The 19,648-nt window shown below is 71.5% G+C and carries 15 protein-coding genes; 9 read left to right on the forward strand and 6 right to left on the reverse strand.

What is annotated here, in order from left to right; translation table 11 throughout:
* Positions 1–487: 487 nt before the first annotated feature.
* Positions 488–1,498 (reverse strand): hypothetical protein, encoded by a 1,011-nt coding sequence (locus ACMXN5_RS42185; RefSeq protein ID WP_439680168.1) that lies wholly within the window; start codon positions 1,496–1,498, stop codon positions 488–490.
* Positions 1,499–1,609: 111 nt separating this feature from the next.
* Between ACMXN5_RS42185 and ACMXN5_RS42190 the strand changes: the two genes are divergently transcribed.
* Together ACMXN5_RS42190 and ACMXN5_RS42195 are read left to right on the forward strand one after the other, a co-directional pair.
* A complete protein-coding gene (locus tag ACMXN5_RS42190) occupies positions 1,610–2,368 on the forward strand; it encodes an FHA domain-containing protein (RefSeq protein WP_439680169.1) in 759 nt (252 codons plus the stop codon).
* Entirely contained in the window at positions 2,365–3,774 is a 1,410-nt protein-coding gene (locus tag ACMXN5_RS42195; RefSeq protein WP_439680170.1) for a protein kinase domain-containing protein, read from the forward strand. The genes ACMXN5_RS42190 and ACMXN5_RS42195 overlap by 4 nt, the downstream gene beginning before the upstream one ends.
* Before the next feature lie 155 nt (positions 3,775–3,929).
* On the opposite strand, the gene ACMXN5_RS42200 is transcribed toward ACMXN5_RS42195, so the two are convergent.
* The 3 genes from ACMXN5_RS42200 to ACMXN5_RS42210 all read right to left on the reverse strand — a co-directional run bounded on the left by ACMXN5_RS42200 (position 3,930) and on the right by ACMXN5_RS42210 (position 5,804).
* Positions 3,930–4,394, reverse strand: a complete 465-nt coding sequence (locus ACMXN5_RS42200) for a hypothetical protein (RefSeq protein ID WP_439680171.1) — start codon at positions 4,392–4,394, stop codon at positions 3,930–3,932.
* A gap of 65 nt (positions 4,395–4,459) precedes the next feature.
* Positions 4,460–4,825, reverse strand: coding sequence for a darcynin family protein (locus tag ACMXN5_RS42205; RefSeq protein ID WP_380011903.1), 366 nt, complete (start codon positions 4,823–4,825; stop codon positions 4,460–4,462).
* 85 nt (positions 4,826–4,910) lie between these two features.
* Positions 4,911–5,804 (reverse strand): NAD(P)H-binding protein, encoded by an 894-nt coding sequence (locus ACMXN5_RS42210; RefSeq protein ID WP_439680172.1) that lies wholly within the window; start codon positions 5,802–5,804, stop codon positions 4,911–4,913.
* Positions 5,805–5,912: 108 nt separating this feature from the next.
* Between ACMXN5_RS42210 and ACMXN5_RS42215 the strand changes: the two genes are divergently transcribed.
* Both ACMXN5_RS42215 and ACMXN5_RS42220 read left to right on the forward strand, forming a co-directional pair.
* Positions 5,913–6,899, forward strand: coding sequence for a LysR family transcriptional regulator (locus tag ACMXN5_RS42215; protein WP_439680173.1), 987 nt, complete (start codon positions 5,913–5,915; stop codon positions 6,897–6,899).
* 433 nt (positions 6,900–7,332) lie between these two features.
* Positions 7,333–9,204 carry a glycosyl hydrolase gene (locus ACMXN5_RS42220; protein ID WP_439680174.1) on the forward strand — a complete coding sequence of 624 codons (1,872 nt, stop codon included), beginning with the start codon at positions 7,333–7,335 and terminating at the stop codon, positions 9,202–9,204.
* Between the two features lie 89 nt (positions 9,205–9,293).
* On the opposite strand, the gene ACMXN5_RS42225 is transcribed toward ACMXN5_RS42220, so the two are convergent.
* Together ACMXN5_RS42225 and ACMXN5_RS42230 are read right to left on the reverse strand one after the other, a co-directional pair.
* Positions 9,294–11,681, reverse strand: a complete 2,388-nt coding sequence (locus ACMXN5_RS42225) for a family 1 glycosylhydrolase (RefSeq protein ID WP_439680175.1) — start codon at positions 11,679–11,681, stop codon at positions 9,294–9,296.
* Positions 11,678–12,370 (reverse strand): TetR/AcrR family transcriptional regulator, encoded by a 693-nt coding sequence (locus tag ACMXN5_RS42230; RefSeq protein WP_439680176.1) that lies wholly within the window; start codon positions 12,368–12,370, stop codon positions 11,678–11,680. Before ACMXN5_RS42230 ends, ACMXN5_RS42225 begins: the two co-directional genes overlap by 4 nt.
* Positions 12,371–12,453: 83 nt before the next feature.
* Between ACMXN5_RS42230 and ACMXN5_RS42235 the strand changes: the two genes are divergently transcribed.
* The 5 genes from ACMXN5_RS42235 (at position 12,454) to ACMXN5_RS42255 (ending at position 19,548) form a co-directional block, all read left to right on the forward strand.
* Positions 12,454–13,881, forward strand: a complete 1,428-nt coding sequence (locus tag ACMXN5_RS42235; protein WP_439680177.1) for a DUF3089 domain-containing protein — start codon at positions 12,454–12,456, stop codon at positions 13,879–13,881.
* 348 nt (positions 13,882–14,229) lie between these two features.
* Positions 14,230–15,756, forward strand: coding sequence for an ABC transporter substrate-binding protein (locus ACMXN5_RS42240; RefSeq protein ID WP_439680178.1), 1,527 nt, complete (start codon positions 14,230–14,232; stop codon positions 15,754–15,756).
* An 8-nt stretch (positions 15,757–15,764) separates the two neighbouring features.
* Positions 15,765–16,703, forward strand: a complete 939-nt coding sequence (locus ACMXN5_RS42245; protein WP_439680179.1) for an ABC transporter permease — start codon at positions 15,765–15,767, stop codon at positions 16,701–16,703.
* Positions 16,700–18,682 carry a dipeptide/oligopeptide/nickel ABC transporter permease/ATP-binding protein gene (locus ACMXN5_RS42250; RefSeq protein WP_439680180.1) on the forward strand — a complete coding sequence of 661 codons (1,983 nt, stop codon included), beginning with the start codon at positions 16,700–16,702 and terminating at the stop codon, positions 18,680–18,682. Before ACMXN5_RS42245 ends, ACMXN5_RS42250 begins: the two co-directional genes overlap by 4 nt.
* Positions 18,670–19,548, forward strand: a complete 879-nt coding sequence (locus tag ACMXN5_RS42255) for an ATP-binding cassette domain-containing protein (protein WP_439680181.1) — start codon at positions 18,670–18,672, stop codon at positions 19,546–19,548. The genes ACMXN5_RS42250 and ACMXN5_RS42255 overlap by 13 nt, the downstream gene beginning before the upstream one ends.
* Positions 19,549–19,648: the final 100 nt, after the last annotated feature.

Below are 19,648 nucleotides of genomic sequence, written 5' to 3' on the forward strand. Positions count from 1 at the left end.
TGGACGGGACGCGTGAGCTTGCCGAGGGCGAGGCGAACGACCTGGGCTTCGGGGATCACCGGAACTGTGGTTGGCGGGCCGCTGTGCGGGACGGAGGACGGCCTCCAGGTCTTCGAGGCCGGCCAAGTGCGCGGTGAGTCGGCCGCGTTCGGCTTCGGTGAGGGGCACGGCGCGTGCGCGGGTAAGAGCATCGGCCGCAGGGTGTGTCGTCGGCGCGGATGGCGAGCTCGGCGCGGTAGGCCAGCGCTTCGGGCAGTTCGGCGGCCGGCGCGCAATCAGGCGCAGCGTGCGCGTGGACGCATTGCCGTAGGGGGCGAGCTGTTCGGCGCTCCACGGGGCGCCGGAGAAGCAGGAGATGAAGACCAGGGTCGGAATCTCCTCTGAAGTGCTCATATCGGGCATGTTGCACGACATATATGTCACGACACATGTGATCGAGGTGACGTTGAAGAGTCCCAGCCGGAGCACGGGGTTTCGTCGAAACGAGCTACTGGATGTTCAAGGCGATGGGGTGGCCCGGGTCGTCGGGGCAGACGAACACGCGGAGTTCGCCGAAGCGGCCGACGTTGAGGGAGGGATCGCCGCCGCTGTCCATGGTCAGGAACAGTTGCATGCGACGTCCGCAATCCGTTGCGGGACAGGTGATCCGCTGGAGGTCGGTGAGGTGCCATGACGGCCAACCGCCGACTTTCCAGCCGTCCAGGCAGGCGAAGTCGTCGTGGTAGTCCAAGTCTTGGTCTTCGCACCAGATCTCGACGACGTCCCGCAGGTCCTCCGGAAGCTCGTCGTGCTCGGGGAAGTCCCACGCCTCGACGGGGCTCAACGTGCACGGCCGCGGGATGTACCCGTCCGCCGCCCGACGCGGCTGCGGCGGCGTGGCCGGTGTGAGCCCGTCCTCGGTACTGCGCCGCCACCGCAATTCGAGCCGCGGGCCGCCGTACGGGTATCCGCCGGCCACGTCCTCGCGGTCGTGGTCGTTCGGGCACCACAACGCCTGGAGGAGGTCCGCGTCGCGTCCCTCGAACACGCGAGGGACATCGCACGCGCGCAACTGCAACACGGGCACCATCGCCACCGGATCGGTGCACGGGTCCGGTCGCGTCGAGATCCGTTCCCACCTGATCATGTCCAGGGCGCTCGCACCGTTCATGATCCGCTTCTGCGCGGCCGCCTCCTCGTGCGTGAGGACGTTGGCTGCGCCGGTGCCATTGCGGGCGCGGGTCTTGCGGGCCTCGTCCATCTCCTGCCACTCCCGGCGCTCGGCCGCGCTGAGCGGGTCACGGTGGTAGACCCAGTGACCGACGGAGCACTGCGGCCACGGTTCGCCGGCGGGCCACAACAGCGGCCCGCCCACACCGCTGTCACCCGCATCGGGCACACCGCTCGCCGGATTCAGCAACACCGCGACCCGGGCGAGGTCCCCCAACTGTGGGAACTCGTCCACCAACGCCTGGCCTTCGGGATGTATGTGCACGCCCAACACGCTACCGATCCGCACCGTCGCTCCCGAGCCTGCCCTTCGCTTGTTCCTCATGAACCGAGATGTTGGATCCGCAACATGGACGACGAGGTGCGGTCGTACGCTGGTCGACAAACCCATGGGGGATGTATGCACGGCATCATCGTGGTACCGCCGGGATGTACGAGACGCCAGGACCAAGTGGGACTCGTTCCCGGTGAGCGGCTGGTCTTCGGCCGCGAGGCCGAGTTCTTGGGTCACAGCCACCGTCTGGTGCTCGCTCACAAGGGGGTGTCCCGGCTGGCGGGGGAGATCACGGCCGTGGGCGCGTTCTGGACGTTGAGCAATCTCAACCGCCGGCAGACCTATGTCGTGGAGAACCCGGAGGGGGCGGGTGAGCACATCAAGCTCGCCCCCGGTCGCCTGGACGCGCCCATTCCCTTCGAGTTCGCGCGCATCCTCTTACCCGCGGCGGACGAACTGCTCGCCGTCGAGGTGTGGGCGCCGCGCCACGACTACCTGGGTTCGGAGCCGTGGGAGCCGCAGGGCGCCACCACCGTGCCGGCCTTCTGCCTGGATCGCGGCAAACGCTACTTCGCGGTCCTGGTCGCCCTGTGCGAGCCGCGACTGCGCGACATGCCGGCGCACACCGCGCTGCCCACGTCCGAGGAGATCGTGCGGCGGCTGCGTCCCGGGTGGTCCGCGGCCAACCGTGCGACGGTCCAGTGGAACATCAACTACCTTGCCGTGAAGCTGCGTTTGCGGCCACCGCGGGAAAGCGCGGAGACGGGTCCGCGGCGCAACGGCATCAAGGAGTCGTTGGTCGCGGTCGCGCTGCGCTTCGATCTGGTCCGGGAAGAGGACCTGGCCCTCCTGGATGAGGCCGCCGGCGTCGGAGAGGAGCGGTGACCGGGCAGCAACCGCGGCCGAGCACCGTGACCGTGCCCGAGGGGTACGAGATCGGCTCCTGGCGGGTCGAACGCCTGCTGGGTTCCGGCGGGTTCGGCAGTGTCTACACCGCGCGCCGCACCACGGCGGTCGAACCGCGTCGGGCCGCGCTCAAGTTCCTGCCCACCGGCACGCGCACACCGCGCCAACTGCGCCACCTGCGCGACCTGGCGGAGCGCGAGATCGAGGTGCTGCGCCGCGTCCACGCGCCTCGGCTCATCCGCATGCACGACGTGCTGACCGTCGACGACCCGGATCTGCCCGACCTCGACGGCGCCACCGTCCTGGTGCTGGACCATGCCGAAACCTCGCTCGACCAAGTCCTCGCCCGGTCACCACGACCCCCGTCCGCGCCGGCCCTGCTCACCCAGATCTGCGAAGGGCTGGTGCAGTTGCACGGGGCCGGCTGGGTGCACGGCGACCTCAAGCCCGGCAACGTCCTGGTGATGGCGGATGGCACCATCCGGCTGGCCGACTTCAACATGGCCGCCGAGTTGGAGGGCACCCACGCCTACGCGCCCGGCTTCGCCACACCCGACTTCACCCCGCCCGAATTATTGTGGAGCGACATCACCGAACGCGGCCGACTGGTGCGCCCCACCGCCGACATCTGGGCGTTCGGGGTACTGGCCCACCTGGTGCTCACCGGGACCATGCCGTTGCCCGGACCCACCGCCGCCGCGCGCCGCACCGCGCTGACGCACTACGTACGAGGCGAGCAGGATCTGCGCCTGGCCCCCGAACTGCCGTCCGCATGGCGGGAGATCATCGGTGACTGCCTGGCCCCGAGCCACGACGCGCGCGCCCCGCACGACGCGCGTTCCCTGCTCCGGCGCATCGAGCAGCTGCAACGTCCCACCGGGGTAACCGAGTCGCGGCGCCGCAAGCGCCTCCTGCTCTCCGCCGCCCTCGTCACGGCGGTCTGCGCGGTGGCGGCCGGTACGGCATTTCTCCTGGGCCCGGACGACACGAACTCCCCGACGGCCAAGGGCTCGAACACCCCGGCCGCACCGGCGGGCACGCCGTCGGCCACCCCGGTCTCTCCCGTCGCCTACGACCGCTGCATCCCGGGCAGCGTCTGCTTCTTCACCGAGTCCGACGGCGGGGGCCGGATGTGTGCCTGGGTGGGAGACGAAGCCGACTGGCTCGCGGGGAAGAACGTCTGTAGTTGGGCGGGCACCACGGCGCCACGATCGGTCTTCAACAACGGAAAGGGCGCCGCGGCGGGCGAGACCTTGATCAACGTCACCTACTTCGCGGACAAACACCTGCAGAAGGAAATCGGCTGCGTTCCCCCCGGTACCCGCCGCAACCTCGACGGGAGCGTGTTCCCGCGTTCGCACGTGTGGACGGATTCCTGCGCGTAGCGAGTGGGCAACGCGAAACGCTCGGCCGGGATTCGGGAATCCCGGCCGAGCGTTTCACTCAACTCCCGGCAACAGCCGGTCGATCGGCCGCCGGGCTGCAACCCCCGTGCCGTGCACCCTCGACGACCTCGCGGGTTTGCCGCGTGTGAGGGTGGTCAGCAGGGGCGGATGCTGTTGATCGGGGTCCATCCGTACTCGCCGCGAGAGTATGGCTTGTCGGTGGTGTTGGAGTTGCCGGTACCGTTGGGGCCGGAGTAGAACGTCCCCTTGGCCTTGCCGGTCTGGTTGTTCTCCCAGTAGCCGTCGCCCAGCCAGTTTTTGATGTTGTAGACGCCGCATGTCCTGAAGGCGAATACCTTCCACTGGTGTGGGCTCACGGTTTTGTCCCACACGCTCAGGCACAGTCGTTCGCTCGGACAGTCGGTGGTATGGCCATTCTCGCGGTAGTAGACGTAATAACCGCCAGAGGGGCCGCTGGTGACGATGGGGGGCTCCGCCGCCTTGATCGAGGCCCCCTGGGCGGCGGCGCCGGTCGTTCCGGCCGCCAGGGCCGGGGTCATGCCGCCGACGAGGGCACCGGTTGCCAGTGCCAGGACCGTGATGGTTCGGTTGAGTTTCATGACGATGACGATGCCGGCGGCCCGACGCCCGCGGAGCCTCACAAGTGTGAGGTGGCATGGGTGGGTCAGGTGCTGATGGTGGTCACGGGTTCGAGGCCGTACGTGCGGGCGTAGCCGTTCTCGGTGCCGACGAGGAGGTCGACGATCTCGAAGTAGCGGTCCCAGAACGGGGTTTCGCGCAGGGCGTCGATCAGGAGCTGGTAGGCCTTGTGGTCGTCGGCCTCCCATACCCAGACGTCGGTGACGCGTACGGAGTAGAACTCCGTGTCGTAGAAGCGTGATCGCACGCCGGTGGTCTTGGCCTCGATGGCCGGCAGGACCTGGGTGGTGAAGGCGTGCACCCGCTCCTCGACGGTCAGGGCGAGCCACTCGGGTGTGGTCTTGACCAGCATGAACGCGGTGACCGGGGGTTCGGTCTGGTCGGTGGACATCGGGATGCCTCCAAGGTGGGGGTAGGTGGTGTCGGGGAGTTCGCCGAGCGCCGAGCGCCGAGCGCCGAACGGCGGGCGCCGGATGTCAGGACAGGACTGCGGGCTTGAGGATTTGGGCGCACCACTGCTCGAAGCTGGTGGGCGAGGTGGTTTCCGGGGTGCGGGTGATGCCGGCGTCCAGGCCCTCGTCCTTGGCCCGCTTCATGTCGACGATGCTCTGTACGAATGCCTCGTTGAGGCCGTAGCCGACGAGGGTGGTGTACATGTCGTCCAGTGCCTGGCGCTCGTAGCGCACGGGGCGGCCGAACTGCTCGGTCATGATGCGGGCGAGGTCGTTGACGGACAGGTCCTCGGGGCCGAGGAGCGGGACGCTGCCGGTGCCGGTCCAGGAGCGGTTCAGGAGCAGGTCGGCCGCGGCGACGGCGATGTCGGCGACGGCGACGAGGGGGGCCTTGCGGTCGGCCTCGACGGTGTCGGTGAAGAAGCCGTGTTCGCGGATCGAGTCGGCCTCCTCCAGGAAGTTCTCGAAGAAGGACGCGCAGGCCAGGGCGCGATAGGCGGCGCCGCTTTCGGCGATGAGGTCGTCCATGGCTAGCGAGGTGGTGACGATGCCGGCCCGGTCGGCGAGCGCGGTGCCGCGGCCGAGTGCGGAGACGCCGACGACGTGGCCGACGCCGTGGGCGGCGAGCGCCTCGACGGCGGGGCGGCTGAAGCCGATGTACGCGTCGTGCGGGGTCAGCGCGGCGTCCGGGGGGACGAGCCAGAAGACGGCGTCCGCGCCGTCGAAGGCCCGGTCGAGGACGTCGGCGTCCGCGTGCGAGCCGGTGACCACGTCGACGGCTCCGCGCGCCTGTTCGGGGAGTCGGGCGGGGTCGCGCACGATCACGCGCAGTTCCTCGCCCGCGGCGGGGGCGGATTTCAGCAGCCCGGAGAGCAGGTGACGGCCGATGTTCCCGGTGGGAGCGGTGATGACGATCATGGAAAACCTCGTGTGTCGTGCCGGTTCGTTACGTCCCTCATCCTGCTGAGGAGCGCCGTGATGCCACAATGGGAACTTCGGCACGGAATCATTGACTGAAATGGAATAATGCTGGTGAGCAGCCCGGATCCGGTCATCGACGCCAATCTCGCCATCGCGCTGGACGCCCTGCTGGCCGAGCACAGCGTGACGCGCGCCGCCGCGCGGCTGCATACCTCGCCCGCCGCGATGAGCCGCAACCTCGCCCGGTTGCGCCGCATCCTCCAAGACCCCCTCCTGGTCCGGGCCGGGCAGGCGATGGTTCCCACCCCGCGCGCCCAGGCCCTGCGCGAGGAGGCCGCCGCGGTCGTCCGCAGCCTGGGGGCGCTGCTCGGGCCCGGCGCGAGTGTCGACCCCGCCGGCCTGCGCAGTACGTTCACGCTCCAGGCGGCCGACGTGGTCGGCGCGGCGCTGGCGCCGGGGCTGCTGGAGCTGGGTCGGCGGGAGGCGCCGGGTGTCTCGTTCCGGATCCGGGCCGAGGAACTGGAGGCCGGGCCCGCCCTGCGCGACGGCCGGATCGACCTGGAGGTCGGTTCGATCGACCACGTGGACCCGGAGACCCGGGTCGAGACACTGGTCGAGCTGCGCATGGTGGCGGCCGTCCGGCCGGGCCATCCGCTGACCGAGGGGAAGCTGACGCCGGCCCGGCTCGCCGCCGCCGAACACGTCGCGGTCAGCCGCCGCGGCAGGTTCACCGGCCCCCTCGACGCCGCGTTGGCCGAGCACGGCCTGCGGCGGCGGGTCGGCATCGTCCTGCCCGCTCACCTGGCCGCGATGACCCTGGCCGCCCGCAGCGACGTCGTCTGCCTCGTACCCGCCGCACTCCCCGGCGCGGCCCACTCACCCCTGACCCGGGACGCCGAGGCCCTCGGCCTGCACCTGCTGGACATCCCGCTGGACCTGCCGGTGGTGACCATCGGCATGGCCTGGCACCCCCGGCACACCGCCGACGGCGCCCACCGCTGGCTCCGCGACGCGGTCCGCCGGACCCTGTGCACACCGACGGACACCGGGGCCGCCCGGCCCCAGCAGCCGGGTGCGGACGAAGTCCGGTAGCCGGCCTGCCTCCAGTCGCTCCTCCAGGTCGGCCGGCACATCGGGGGAGGGGGCGTCGAAGTCGAGGTGGCCGGGGTCCTCCCGATCCCGGTCGCGAAGCACGCGGGAGCCGGTGAGCGCGGGGGCGGACACGGCTTCGTCGCCGGCGAGGCGCGGGCTCAGGGCGGCGACCGGCGTTGGGGCGCAGGAGGTGCCGGGGGTGCCCAGGGGTCGGGGGCGGCGGTGGTGCGGCGGTATTCAGCCGAAACCCGCGAGATCATCGGCCCGCCGCCCCCGGTGCCGCCGGCGTGGTTAGCCTGTGTGCCGTCGTGATGATCACTTTCGACGGGGGTTGAGCTGCGTGCGATCGCGATGGGGGCAAAGATGTGCGGCCTTGGTGGCTGCGGTGGTGGTTTCGGCGGGGACGGGGGTGTCGGCGGCTCGGGCGCATTCGGTGCCGCCGAGTGATCCGCAGGCCACGTCCGCCACCCGCGATGTCCGGGACTGGCTCGGGCATTTGGGCAATCGGGCACAGAATCGGGTGGTGTCCGGGCAGTTCGCCGGATACAGCGGGAAGACGTTCTCCCTCGCCCAGGTGGAGGAGTCGAAGGCGCAGACCGGTGCGTATCCCGGGCTGCTGGGGTGCGACTACGGGCATGACGGCAACGCCATCGACCACACCTGCAACGCGACCTTGAAGGACTGGGCGGCGTCCGGTGGCCTGGTCACCGTCAGCGCCCACCTGCCCAATCCGGATCAGCCGGACTGGAGCGGGCTGTTCAGCAAGTTGGCCACGTTCGATCGGCTCACCGACCGCACCACCGGGACCGGCCGGCGCTGGCAGGCCGAACTCGACCGGGTCGCGGAGGGGTTGCGCGATCTCGCCGATGCGGGTGTGCCGGTGTTGTTCCGGCCGTTGCACGAGATGAACGGCGACTCGTTCTGGTGGAGCGCGCAGGATCCGCAGACGTTCGCCGCCGTGTGGCGTGACATGTATGGCTACCTCACCGAGGTCAAGGGCCTGCACAACCTGCTGTGGGTGTACGCGCCGGACTGCAATTACGGCAAACGCTCGTCCTATTACCCGGGTGGGGCGTATACCGATGTCGTCGGCCTGGACTGCTATGTGCGCGAGCCCGCCGCCGTTCAGGGGTACGACGAACTCGTCGCGCTGGGCAAGCCGTTCGCGTTCGCCGAGATCGGGCCGCGAAGCGGTCCCGGTGGGGTGATCGAGGTGCCGTTGGACTACGGGAAGTGGATCGACGCGATCCGTACCCGATTCCCGGCCACCGCCTACTTCATGGCCTGGAACGACCAGTGGCGGCCGACCGCCAATACCGGCGCGGCCCGGCTGATGGGCGACCCGTGGACGATCACGCGCGGTGAGATCGCCCTGTCCGCGCGCACCGAGGGCGGGCCCATCCCCGCCGGAACACCCGTGCCGCTCGCGGACTTCGAGTCCGGCACGCAGGGTTGGGGCGGCTGGCAGGTACTGGCCGGGCCCTGGTCGGTGGACGAATGGGCGGCGCAGGGCGGCCGATCCCTCAAGGCGGACGTCGATCTGGCCGCCCCAGAGGCGTACTTGAACCGCGTCACCCCGCAAGACCTCACCGGATACCGTGCGTTGACGGCGACGGTCCGCACCGCCGAGTGGGGCAACCAGGCCGCCGGCACCACCGCCAAGCTCTACATCCGCACCGGCGCGGGGGCGGCCTGGTACGACGGGGGAGCGGTCCGCATCGGCCCGAACGGCGCGGTGTTGAGCCTGGATCTGAGCCGCGTGGCCGACCTCGGCGACGTCCGCGAGATCGGCGTACTGTTCCGGCCCGCCCCGGGCGCGAGCGGGCGCAGCGCGGTGTACGTGGACGACGTCACCGCGATCGCCCCGCCGACCCTGCTCTCCGGTTTCGAGTCCGGTACCGAGGGCTGGACCGGCTACCTTACCGCGACCGCGCCCGCGAGCACGAGCGACTGGGCGAGTGAGGGCGGCCGTTCGCTCGGCGCCGAGATCGACCTCGCGGCCCCGGAGGCGTACGTGGACCGCCGCGCGCAGTTCGACCTGTCCGGTCGCCGAACCCTGACCGCCACGGTCCGGGCCACGGCATCGGGCGGCACGGCCAAGCTCTACGTCAAGACCACCGCCGCCCAAACGTGGTACGACGCCGGCGCCGTTCCGCTCGGGCCGGACGCCACGACCTTGACCCTCAACCTGGCCGGGGTCGGCTCGCCCGGCGACATCCGGGAGATCGGCGTGCAGTTCGAGCGTCGGGGCGCGGGTGGTACGGGCCGAGCCGTCGTGTTCGTCGACGAGGTCACGGTCCGCTGAACCCGGCGCCGCGCGTCGCGACGGGCACGTGTCGCGGCGTGCGGCGCCGGCCGCCGTCCCGGTTCGGCCCGGAGGTGCCGGGCCGCCGGTCAGGCGGGCTGCGGGGCCGGCTCGGCGGCGGCGAGGCGGTCGATCAGGCGTGGGGTGAGTGGGCCGACCAGGGTTCCGGCGAAGGCGTGGCGCAGGGCTGCGGCACGCATTTCGTTGACGAGGGTGTGGGTGACCGTGGCCGGGACGACCCAGCCGCCGTGGATGTGGCCCAGTACGCGGATGCCGGCGGCGGGGACGTCGGCGGCGCGCAGCGCCGCGAGGTAGTCCTCGGCCTGGTCGCGCAGTGGGTCGTACTCGGCCACCACGACCAGGGCCGGGGCCAGGCCGGACAGGTCGGCGGCGCGCAGCGGGGACACCAGCGGGTTGACGGCGGCCTCGGCCTCCGGCACGTAGTGCCGCGCGAACATGTTGAACTCGGCGACGGACAGGCCGGGTCGGGCCGGTTCGCCGGCGGCGACCGGGTCCGGCATCGGGGTGAGGTCGAACGGCGCGGCGTCCAGGACCTGGAGGCTGGGCTGCGGCAGGCCGCGTTCGCGCAGCGCCAGGCACATCGCGGCGGCCAGGTTGCCGCCCGCGCTCGCGCCGCCGATGGCGACCAGGTTCGGGTCGATGCCGAGTTCGTCGGCGTGTTCCAGGAGCCACGCGTAGGCGGTCAGGCAGTCGTCCAGCGGGGTGGGGAAGGGGTGTTCGGGGGCGAGCCGGTAGTCGACGTGGACCACGGCGCACGGGACGAGCGAGGCGACGGGTCCGCACTCGGCCTCGGCGGTGTCCAGGTTGCCCAGTACCCAGCCGCCGCCGTGCAGGAAGAAGTAGGCGGGGACGGGCGTTTCCGGGTTCCTCGGCCGCCACACCCGCACCGCGATGTCGCCGTCGGCGACGGGCACGGTGTGCTCGGTGACCTCGATGTCGGGGCCCGGCGGGAACGCCGCGAGCCGCATGGTGGCGGCGGACTGTGCGCGCCGCAGCGCCAGATCCCGCGACTCGGGCTGCGCCTCGGCGGCCACACGCTGCAACAGTCGCACCACAGGTGGATCGATCCGCACAAGCATCTCCTTCGACAGGCCGGCCGAACGACCGGACAACTCGGAATTTTCGGACCCGAAACGAAGCCCCGCCCCACCGACCGAGCAGCGCCCCGCCCCGGCCCCCGCGCAGCCGGCGGCCGAGGGCTCGTTCGGGTCGGCGGCCGGGTCGATGTCGGGTTCGTGGAGGGCGGCTATTCGGCCCGTTGTGATCACTCGGTGGTAGGCGCGGGCGCTGGGGTGGATCACGCGTTGCAGGTCGTTGGCGCGGTCGATGCCGATCAGGCCGAAGCGGGGGCGGTAGCCGTGTGTCCACTCGAAGTTGTCGAACGCGGACCAGTGGAGGTATCCGCGCACGTCGACGCCGTCCGCGAGGGCCGCCCGGACGGCGCGCAGGTGGCTGTCCAGGTAGGCCACCCGCTCGGCGTCGTCGGTGGTGGCGATGCCGTTCTCGGTGATGTAGATCGGCAGGCCGGTGGTTTTGCCGGCCAACCGCAACATCTCGGTGAGCCCGTCCGGGTAGACCTCCCACCCCATCTGCGTGGTGGGTGTGCCCGCCGGCGGCTCGCCCAGTCGCTGCTGTTCCAGCGCGGCGTTCACCCGGGCGCGGGTGTAGTACTGCACGCCCACCCAGTCGCCCGCATCGGCCGCGTCGCGCAGGTGTTCCAGGTGCCGGGTGACCAGCATCTCCCGGTACCAGTCCGCCAGTTCGACGTCGGCGGCGCCGTCCGGGTCGGCCGGTTGTATCAGCGGGAGTTGCAGGCACACGCCCACCCGCGTGTTCGGCGCGGTCGCGCGCAACGCGGTCACGGCGGCGTCGTGCGCGCGCATCAGGCTCTCGTTGGCGGCGACCATCCGATCCCGATCCCGATACCCGGGTGGGTGGTTGCCCTTCAGGTAGCCGTTGAACGCGACGATCTGCGGCTCGTTGATCGTGCCCGCGAAGGGGATGCGATCCCCGAGCCGCCGCCCGGCCTCGGCGGCGAACTCCGCGAAGATCTCGGGCGCGTCGGGCGCGAGCCAGCCGCCGGACGTGGCGAACCAGCGCGGCAGGGTGAAGTGTTGGAGGGTGACGAACGCCGCGAGGCCGTGCTCGCGCACACCGTCAAGCACCCGCGCGTAGTGGTCGAACGCGGCGGCGTCCCACACCCCGCGCGAGGGGGCGAGCCGGGACCACTCGATCGACATCCGGTGCGCGGTGTGCCCGAGTTCGGCCAGCAGCGCGATGTCGGTCGGCCAGCGGCGCCACTGGTCGATGCCCGCGCCGCTGGGTTCGGCGGTGCGGCCGGCGTTCTCCCAGTCGGTCCAGTCGTTGTCGGTCAGGCCGCCCTCGACCTGGTGGGCCGCGGTGGCCGCGCCCCACAGGAACGCGGGAGGGAAGTCCCGACCGCCGCCGTCGATCATCCTTGTACCTCCTCGGGCGCGCCGGTCTCGGCCGGCTCGGGATGGGTGGCCAGGTCCCGGATCAGCGTGCGGGCGTACTCCTCGATGCTGACCACCAGGTCGACCTCCTCGGGATCGAGCAGCCACTGGGAGGCGATGCCGTCGAGCGCGGCCAGGATCTCGATCGCCTTCAGCTCCGGACTCACGTCCGCCCGCATCTCGCCGCCGCGCTGACCGTCGCGGATCATCCCGGCGACCACCGCGCGCATCTCGCGGTAGCGCCGGACGAAGAAGTCGTGCTCGGGGTCGCCCGGATCCAGGTTCTCCGCGAGCAGCACCGCGAACAGCTTGGCCAGACCCGGCTGTTCGCGATTGCGGTGGGCGAACGCGGGCATCTCGCGCAGCGCCTGGAGCCCGCCCACCGCGGCGATGTCCCGGGCGAACGCCTGACTGCGCAGGTCCCGGTGCTCGACCACGGCCCGGAGCAGGCCCTCCTTGCTGCCGAAGTGGTAGAGCAGGCCGGGCTCGGTGATGCCGACCCGCTGGGCCACCTCCGCCATACCGGTGCCGCGAAAGCCCGCCCGGGCGAACAATTCCGACGCGGCGGCGACGATCTCCCGCCGTCGTTCCTCCCCCTTCGCGGTCGGTGCCTTGGTGCGGCCCCGTGCGCGGCCGACGGCTGGTTTACGTGCATCCGAATTCTCAGTCACATCGGCACTCTAGATTATTTACTTAGTCCTTAGTAAGTTCCACCTCGTCGAAAGTTCACGACACCTGGATCGGAGCTCACGCCATGAGCAGATCGAGAATCTTCCTCGCCCTGGGCGCGCTGTCCCTGACCCTGGCCGCCGCCGTCATCCCGACCGGCACGTCCGCCGCCCCGAACAGCACGCCGAACAGCGCCACGAGCATCGCCGCGAACACCGCCACGAACATCCCGGCGAACACCACCTCGACCGCCGATCCGGCCGGCAAGAGCCTGACCTCCCCGCTCAAGGAGACGGTCTGGCTCTGTCGCCCCGGCCTCGCGACCAACCCGTGCAACCAGGACCTCGCCGGCAACCCGCAACGCCCGGGCCCCGACGGCACGTTCAGCGCCCGCTACCTCAACGGGGCGACCACCACGCTCGACGCCACCTCGGTCCGCGCCGACGGCTCGCGCGTACCCGAGCCGTTCGCCGCGCCGGCGAACCCGCAGATCGACTGCTTCTACGCGTACCCCACCGTCGACCTGCTGCCCAACCCGCTCCTGCGGATCGGATCCCTGCCCCCGGGCCCGTCCAACAGCGCGCTCGCGGCCGCCCTCGACCAGATCGGCCGCTTCGCCGGCACGTGTCGGGTGTTCGCCCCGATGTATCGGCAGGCGTCCTTCTCCGAACTGCTGGTCGGCGGCCTGGGCGTGCCGCTGGACGCGGAGACCGGCTCGCGCGACGTCCTGGACGCCTGGCGCGACTACTGGGCCAACCACAACACCGACCCGGTCACCCACCAGCGGCGCGGCGTGGTGCTCCTGGGCCACTCCCAGGGCACCGGCGTGTTGTCCCGGGTGATGCAGCAGGAGATCGACGGCAACCCGGCCGTGCAGGACCGGTTGGTGTCGGCGGTGCTGCTCGGCGGCTACCTCCAGGTGCCGATCGGCGGGACCCAGGGCGGCGGCGCCGACCCGGCCTCGACGTTCCAGCACATCCCCACGTGCGTACGCTCCGGGCCCCAGGCGCCGATCCCGACCGGGTGCGTGGTGGCGTACAACAGCTACGCGCTGCCGCCCGGGGGCGGGCTCCCGGCCGGATCGGCGTTCGGCCGCACACCGATACCGGGGCACCAGATGATGTGCGTCAACCCGGCCGCGTTGTTGCGCGGCACTCCGGCCGACACGGCGACACCGCTGGACATGTACATGCCCACCCGCCGTCTGATGGACGGCAACTGGCTCAACCCGCGCGGCCACCTCGCGCACGTGTTGTCCGCGTACGAGTTGGCCGACGACCCGTCCGGCTACACCCGATACCAGGACAAGATCAGCGGGAAGTGCGCCTTCACCCAGGACGCGAACGGCACCGCGACCTGGTTCGACATCACCGGCGGCGCCGAGATGTTCCCCGACAGCGGCCTGTCCGTCCCGCTGGGCACGCACACCGTCGACTACAACGTCGCGATGGGCGACCTCACCGCGCTGATCGCCGCCCAGGCGAACACGTGGCGGGCGGCCCACCCGGCCTGACCCGACCGGCCCACCCGGGCCCAGCGGCCCGGCTCGCTCGGCCCACCCGGGCCCACCCGGCCCACCCCACCCGGCGCCCGCACCACCTCCGCGCCACCACACCCGCACCGCCGCAGCACCCGCCGCGCCCACCCGCATCCCCGGGCCGTCCGGCGGCGATTCGAGCACGCCGCGAGGTCGGCCGAAATGCCCGGCCATATCCATCGACCCGCGTAACCGTCGCGTGAATACGCCGGGTATCCCGACCGCACGCTTCCGTTACGTGTAACGGCCAACATTTCGGCCGGCCGACCGCACCGGGGAATTCGATTCCCGAATTCGTCCCGCGAATTCGACTAAGGACCAGTCATGACCATCCTGGGACGCCGCCGCGTAGCGGCCCTCGCCACCGCCGGACTCGTCGTGGCCGCCGTCGCCGGCTGTGGCGGCTCGAACACCTCGAAGGGCGCCGGCGGCAAGACCCTGACCCTGGCCGCCGCGGCCGACGCGGCGAGCCTGGACCCGGCGAAGACGGCCGGGGGCAACATGCTCGCCTACCTCCAGCCCCTGTACGACGCGCTCACCACGGTCAACCCCGACCAGAGCGTCGGCCCGGGGCTGGCCACCGCGTGGACCTACACCGACCCCGAGCGCCGGCACCTGCGGATGACCCTGCGCGAGGGCGTCACGTTCAGCGACGGCACCCCGTTCGACGCGTCCGTGGTCAAACAGAACCTGGACCGCATGGCCACGAGCAACGGACCCAGCTCGTTCGCCGTCGCCACCGTCGCCGGCGTCACGGTCAACAGCCCCACCGAGGTCGAACTGGCCCTGAAGACGCCCGATCCGGCGCTGCTGTTCAACCTCGGCCTGGTCGCCGGGATGATGGTCGGCCCCAAAGCCTTCGCCGACGCCAACGCACAACCCGTGGGCACCGGACCGTACATCCTGGACACCGGCCACACCACCCGCGGCGACCGCTACACCTACACCCGCAACCCGCGCTACCGCACCCCCGCCGCGTACCCGTTCGACAAGGTCGTGATCAAGGCGATCCCGGACACCAACGCCCGCACCACCGCGCTGCTCACCGGCCAGGCCGACGCCGGCATCGGCGCCCCGGCCCGGATGGACGCCGCCAAACAGGCGGGCCTGACCGTGACCCGCCAACCCGGCCAGGTCACCGGCCTGTGGCTGGTCGACCGGGACGGCAAGATCGCCCCGCCGCTCAAGGACGCCCGCGTACGCCAGGCGATCAACCACGCGGTCGACGGCCCCGGCATCCTCAAGGCCATCATGGCCGGCGTCGGCACCCCCACCACGCAGATGTTCGCGGCCGGATCCCCGGCGTACGACCCGGAGTTGGACCGCAAGTATCCCTACGACCCGGCCCGCGCCAAGCAGTTGCTCACCGAGGCCGGCTTCCCCGACGGCTTCAAGCTCGCCCTGCCCAGCGAGAACGCCTTCGTGCCCGCGATCTACCCGGTGCTGGCCGAGCAGTTGAACCAGGTGGGCATCAAGGTCGAGTACACCCCGGTGAGCACCAACCAGCTCTCCGTGCAGTACTTCAGCGGCCGATTCCCGGCGTTCATGTACGTCTGGGGCACCACGCAGAACTGGATCGACGCCAACGCGCTGCTGTCGCCCACCGCGCCGACCAATCCGTTCAAGGTCAACGACCCGGTCGCGGTCGACCTGCTGGCACGGATCGCCAAGGCGAGCGATCAGGACCAGGGCCCGCTGTACCGGCAGTTGAACGCACACGTGGTCGAACAGGCGTGGTTCGCGCCGCTCTTCCGCGGCGAGACGGTGATGTTCTCGGCCAAGCGGATCACGCTGGGCAACCAGCCCGGACAGACCTTCTTCTCCCTGTCCGACTACAAACTCGCCGGCTGAGCGTCGCCATGATCACCTTCCTCACCCGTCGGTTGATCTCGGCCGTCGCCCTGCTGCTCGTGGTCTCCGCGCTGACCTTCTTCCTGATGGACCTGCTGCCCGACCCGGGCCGCGGCATCCTGGGCGTATCCGCCACCGACGAACAACTGGCGGCCAAACGCAAGGAGTTGGGCCTGGACCGGCCGGTCGTGCCGCGCTACCTGGACTGGTTGTGGGCGGCGCTGCGCGGCGACCTGGGCACCTCGTGGACCACCGGCCTCGACGTCTCCGACTCGATCGGCACCAAACTGCCGGTGACGCTGTCCCTGACCCTGACCGCGACCCTGATCTGCGCGCTGTTCGGCATCGCCCTCGGGCTGTTCGCCGCGATCCGGCGCGGGATCGTGGACCGCTCGGTGCACGTGCTCGCCGTGGCCGGCTTCGCGATCCCGGGCCTTTGGGTGGGCATCCTGCTGGTGGCGCTGTTCGCGGTGAAGCTCGACTGGCTGCCCGCCACCGGCTATGTACCGTTCGGCGAATCGCCCGTGGACTGGGCCCGTTCACTGGTGCTCCCGGTGGCCACCATCGCCGTCTCCGGGATCGCCGCGATCGCCCAGCAGACCCGCAACGCGGTGGCCACGGTCCTGGAGCGGGACTACGTGCGGACCCTGCGCAGCCGCGGACTGCCGACACGGCGCGTGCTGTTGGTCCACGTGCTGCGCAACGCGACCCCGCCCGCGCTGACCGTGGTCGGCCTCCAGTTCATCGGGCTGCTCGGCGGCGCGCTGGTGATCGAGCAGATCTTCGCGCTGCCCGGTCTCGGTTCGCTGGCCATCGGCGCGACCTCGCAGTCGGACGTACCCACCGTGCAGGGGGTCGTCCTGGTGAGTGTGTGCGTCGTGGTCTCCGTCAACCTGGTCGTCGATCTGGCGACCGGCGTGCTCGATCCGAAAGTCGGCATGAGATGAACGACAACCAGACCGCGGCCATCGCGCCGCCGACCGCCGCGCAGGCCCCGGCGGAGTCTGCGCAACGGGGCAGGCCCGCGGCCGAGTCCGTCCCGGCCGCCGCGCCGCGCCGGCACGGGCCCGCCGGGCGCTTCCTCCGGGACCCGATCGCGGTCGCCGCGTCGGCCGTGCTGCTGCTGGTGATCGTGACCGGCGTGTTCGCGGGGTTGTTGAGCGAACACGGGCCCAACAAGGCCGCGTTGGACGCGGTCCTGGCCGACCCGTCCGGCACCCATCCGCTCGGCGGCGACGGCTCCGGCCGGGACGTACTGAGCCGACTGCTGTACGGCAGCCGCACCAGCCTGTTCGCCGGCGCCATCGCCACCGGGGTGGCGCTGCTGATCGGCGTGCCCACCGGGCTCGCGGCCGGCTACGTGGGCGGCTGGTGGGACGCGCTGTCGAGTTGGGTGGCCAACCTGTTCCTGGCCCTGCCCGGCGTGGTGGTTCTGCTCGCGCTCGTCGCGGTGGAAGGGCCCGGCCTGGTCGGCTCGATGGTCGTGCTCGGCGTACTCACCGCCGCCCCCGTCTTTCGGCTGGTGCGCGGCGAGGTGAAACGGGTGCGCGGGGAGCCGTACGTGGACGCCGCGCGGGTGGCCGGCCTGTCCGACCCGCGGATCATGGGCCGGCACATCCTGCGCGTGGTGCGGGTCCCGATCATCACCCAGGCGTCGCTGATCTTCGGCCTCGCGTTGATCATCGAATCCGGCATCGCCTTCCTCGGCCTGGGCGAGGCGGACCGGGCCAGTTGGGGGGCGATGCTCAACGACGCCTCGGTACACGTGTACGACAACGCGATGTTGTCGGTGTGGCCGGGCGCGGCGATCACCCTCACCGTGCTGGCGGTCACGCTGCTCGGCGCGGGACTTCGGGACGCCTTCGAGGACGCGCCCAAGCCCGCCCCGGCGACGCGGCGCCGGCGGGTACGGGGGCCGGCCCGCGAGCGGGCGGTGGGCGTGGACACCGGCGCGCTGCTCGTGGTGGACGGCCTGGAGGTCGCCTACCCGACGCCCGGTGGCGAGGCCGCCGTCGTGGACGCGGTGTCACTGAGCGTGGATCGGGGCGAAATCCTGGGCCTGGTCGGCGAATCCGGGTGCGGCAAGACGCAAACCGCGCTGGCCGTACTGCGCCTGCTGCCCGCCGGTGGCGAAATCCGGGCCGGGCGGGTGGTGTTCGACGGGCGCGACCTCGCGGCGCTGTCCGAGCGGGAGGTCAACGCGCTGCGCGGGCGCCGGATCGGCTACATCCCGCAGGACCCGATGTCCAACCTCGACCCGAGCTTTCGGATCGGCAGCCAACTGGTCGAGCCGCTGCGCGCGCACCTGGGTCTGTCCCGCGACGGCGCCCGCCGCCGGGCCCTGGAACTCCTGGACCGGGTGGGCATCGCCGACCCCGCCCGGGTGTTCGCCGCCTACCCGCACCAGGTCTCCGGCGGCATGGCCCAGCGCATCCTGATCGCGGGCGCGGTCGCCGCCGAACCCGACCTGCTGATCGCGGACGAGCCGACGACGGCGCTCGATGTCACCGTGCAGGCCGAGATCCTGGACCTGCTGCGCTCGCTCCAGCGCGAGCACGGCATGGGGATGATCCTGGTCACCCACGACCTGGGCGTGGTCGCGGACATCTGCGACCGGGTGGCGGTGATGTACGCCGGGGAGATCGTCGAAACCGCGACCTCGGCGGACCTGTTCGCCCGCCCGGCGCACCCGTACTCCGCCGCGCTGCTCGCCGCCATCCCGGACGGTGCCAGCGCCCGGAGCCGACTGCCCACCATCCCGGACCGGGTGCCCTCGGTCCACGACCGGCCCAGCGGCTGCCGATTCGCCCCGCGCTGCGCGTACGCCGCACCCGACTGCGCGGTCCACCCGGAGCCGACCACCCACCGGGACGGCGCGGTGCGCTGCGTCCGCGTGGAGAACGAGGTGATCGTATGGAACCGGTGAACGCGACGGCCGCCGCGGACCCGGCGCAGCCGCTGCTCGCCGTCGACAAACTGGTGGTGGAGTACCGCACCGGCGGTCGGCGGCGCCCGCCGCTGCGCGTGCTGCACGAGGTGAGCCTGGAGGTGCACGCCCACGAAACCGTCGGCCTGGTCGGCGAGTCCGGCTCCGGCAAGACCACCCTCGGGCGCGCGGTACTCGGCCTCGCGCCGGTGGCCGGCGGCACGATCACCTTCGCCGGCACCCGGATCGACGGCCTGGGCCGCCGGGCGCGGCGCGGGCTGAGCCGGGACATCCAGGTGGTGTTCCAGGACCCCTACGGCTCGCTGAACCCGTCGATGACCATCGGGGACATCCTCACCGAACCGCTCACCGCGCGGCATACGCACACCCGCCGGGCGGCGCGTGAGCGGATCGGCGAACTGCTCGACGCGGTCGGCCTCCCGGCGGACACCGCCGAGCGCTCGGCCCGCGAACTCTCCGGCGGACAGCGGCAACGCGTCGCCATCGCCCGCGCGCTCGCGCCCGGCCCGCGCCTGATCATCTGCGACGAGCCGGTGAGCGCACTCGACCTGTCCACCCGGGCGCAGGTGATCAACCTGCTAGTCGAACTCCAGCAGGCCACGGGCGTGGCCTACCTGTTCATCGCGCACGACCTGTCGGTGGTCGGCCACGTGAGCGACCGGGTCGCGGTGATGTCGCGCGGCGAGATCGTCGAATGCGGGGACGCGGCGCGAGTCACCACCGACCCCGAACACCCGTACACGCGCGCCCTGTTGCTGGCGGCCCCGGTACCGAACCCGGCCCGCCAGGCGGAACGGCGCGCGGCCCGGCATCGGTTGGCGGCGCAGGGGGCGCGAGTGGGGTAGGCGGGGGCGGCACGGCGGCCGGCCCGCACGGTATCGCGCACCGGCGGCGGGCCGACCGGATCGGCCGGGAGGCGGCGGCCACGCCGGGACCGGTACGCGC

Source organism: Embleya australiensis, from assembly GCF_051903075.1.
In the GTDB taxonomy this organism is placed as follows: Bacteria; Actinomycetota; Actinomycetes; order Streptomycetales; family Streptomycetaceae; genus Embleya.

Coding starts and splice junctions, on each gene's coding strand:
- ACMXN5_RS42190 (WP_439680169.1), top strand. CDS start 1,610: ATGCACGGCATCATCGTGGTACCGCCGGGATGTACGAGACGCCAGGAC.
- ACMXN5_RS42200 (WP_439680171.1), bottom strand. CDS start 4,394: ATGAAACTCAACCGAACCATCACGGTCCTGGCACTGGCAACCGGTGCC.
- ACMXN5_RS42205 (WP_380011903.1), bottom strand. CDS start 4,825: ATGTCCACCGACCAGACCGAACCCCCGGTCACCGCGTTCATGCTGGTC.
- ACMXN5_RS42210 (WP_439680172.1), bottom strand. CDS start 5,804: ATGATCGTCATCACCGCTCCCACCGGGAACATCGGCCGTCACCTGCTC.
- ACMXN5_RS42215 (WP_439680173.1), top strand. CDS start 5,913: ATGCTGGTGAGCAGCCCGGATCCGGTCATCGACGCCAATCTCGCCATC.
- ACMXN5_RS42225 (WP_439680175.1), bottom strand. CDS start 11,681: ATGATCGACGGCGGCGGTCGGGACTTCCCTCCCGCGTTCCTGTGGGGC.
- ACMXN5_RS42235 (WP_439680177.1), top strand. CDS start 12,454: ATGAGCAGATCGAGAATCTTCCTCGCCCTGGGCGCGCTGTCCCTGACC.
- ACMXN5_RS42240 (WP_439680178.1), top strand. CDS start 14,230: ATGACCATCCTGGGACGCCGCCGCGTAGCGGCCCTCGCCACCGCCGGA.
- ACMXN5_RS42245 (WP_439680179.1), top strand. CDS start 15,765: ATGATCACCTTCCTCACCCGTCGGTTGATCTCGGCCGTCGCCCTGCTG.
- ACMXN5_RS42250 (WP_439680180.1), top strand. CDS start 16,700: ATGAACGACAACCAGACCGCGGCCATCGCGCCGCCGACCGCCGCGCAG.
- ACMXN5_RS42255 (WP_439680181.1), top strand. CDS start 18,670: ATGGAACCGGTGAACGCGACGGCCGCCGCGGACCCGGCGCAGCCGCTG.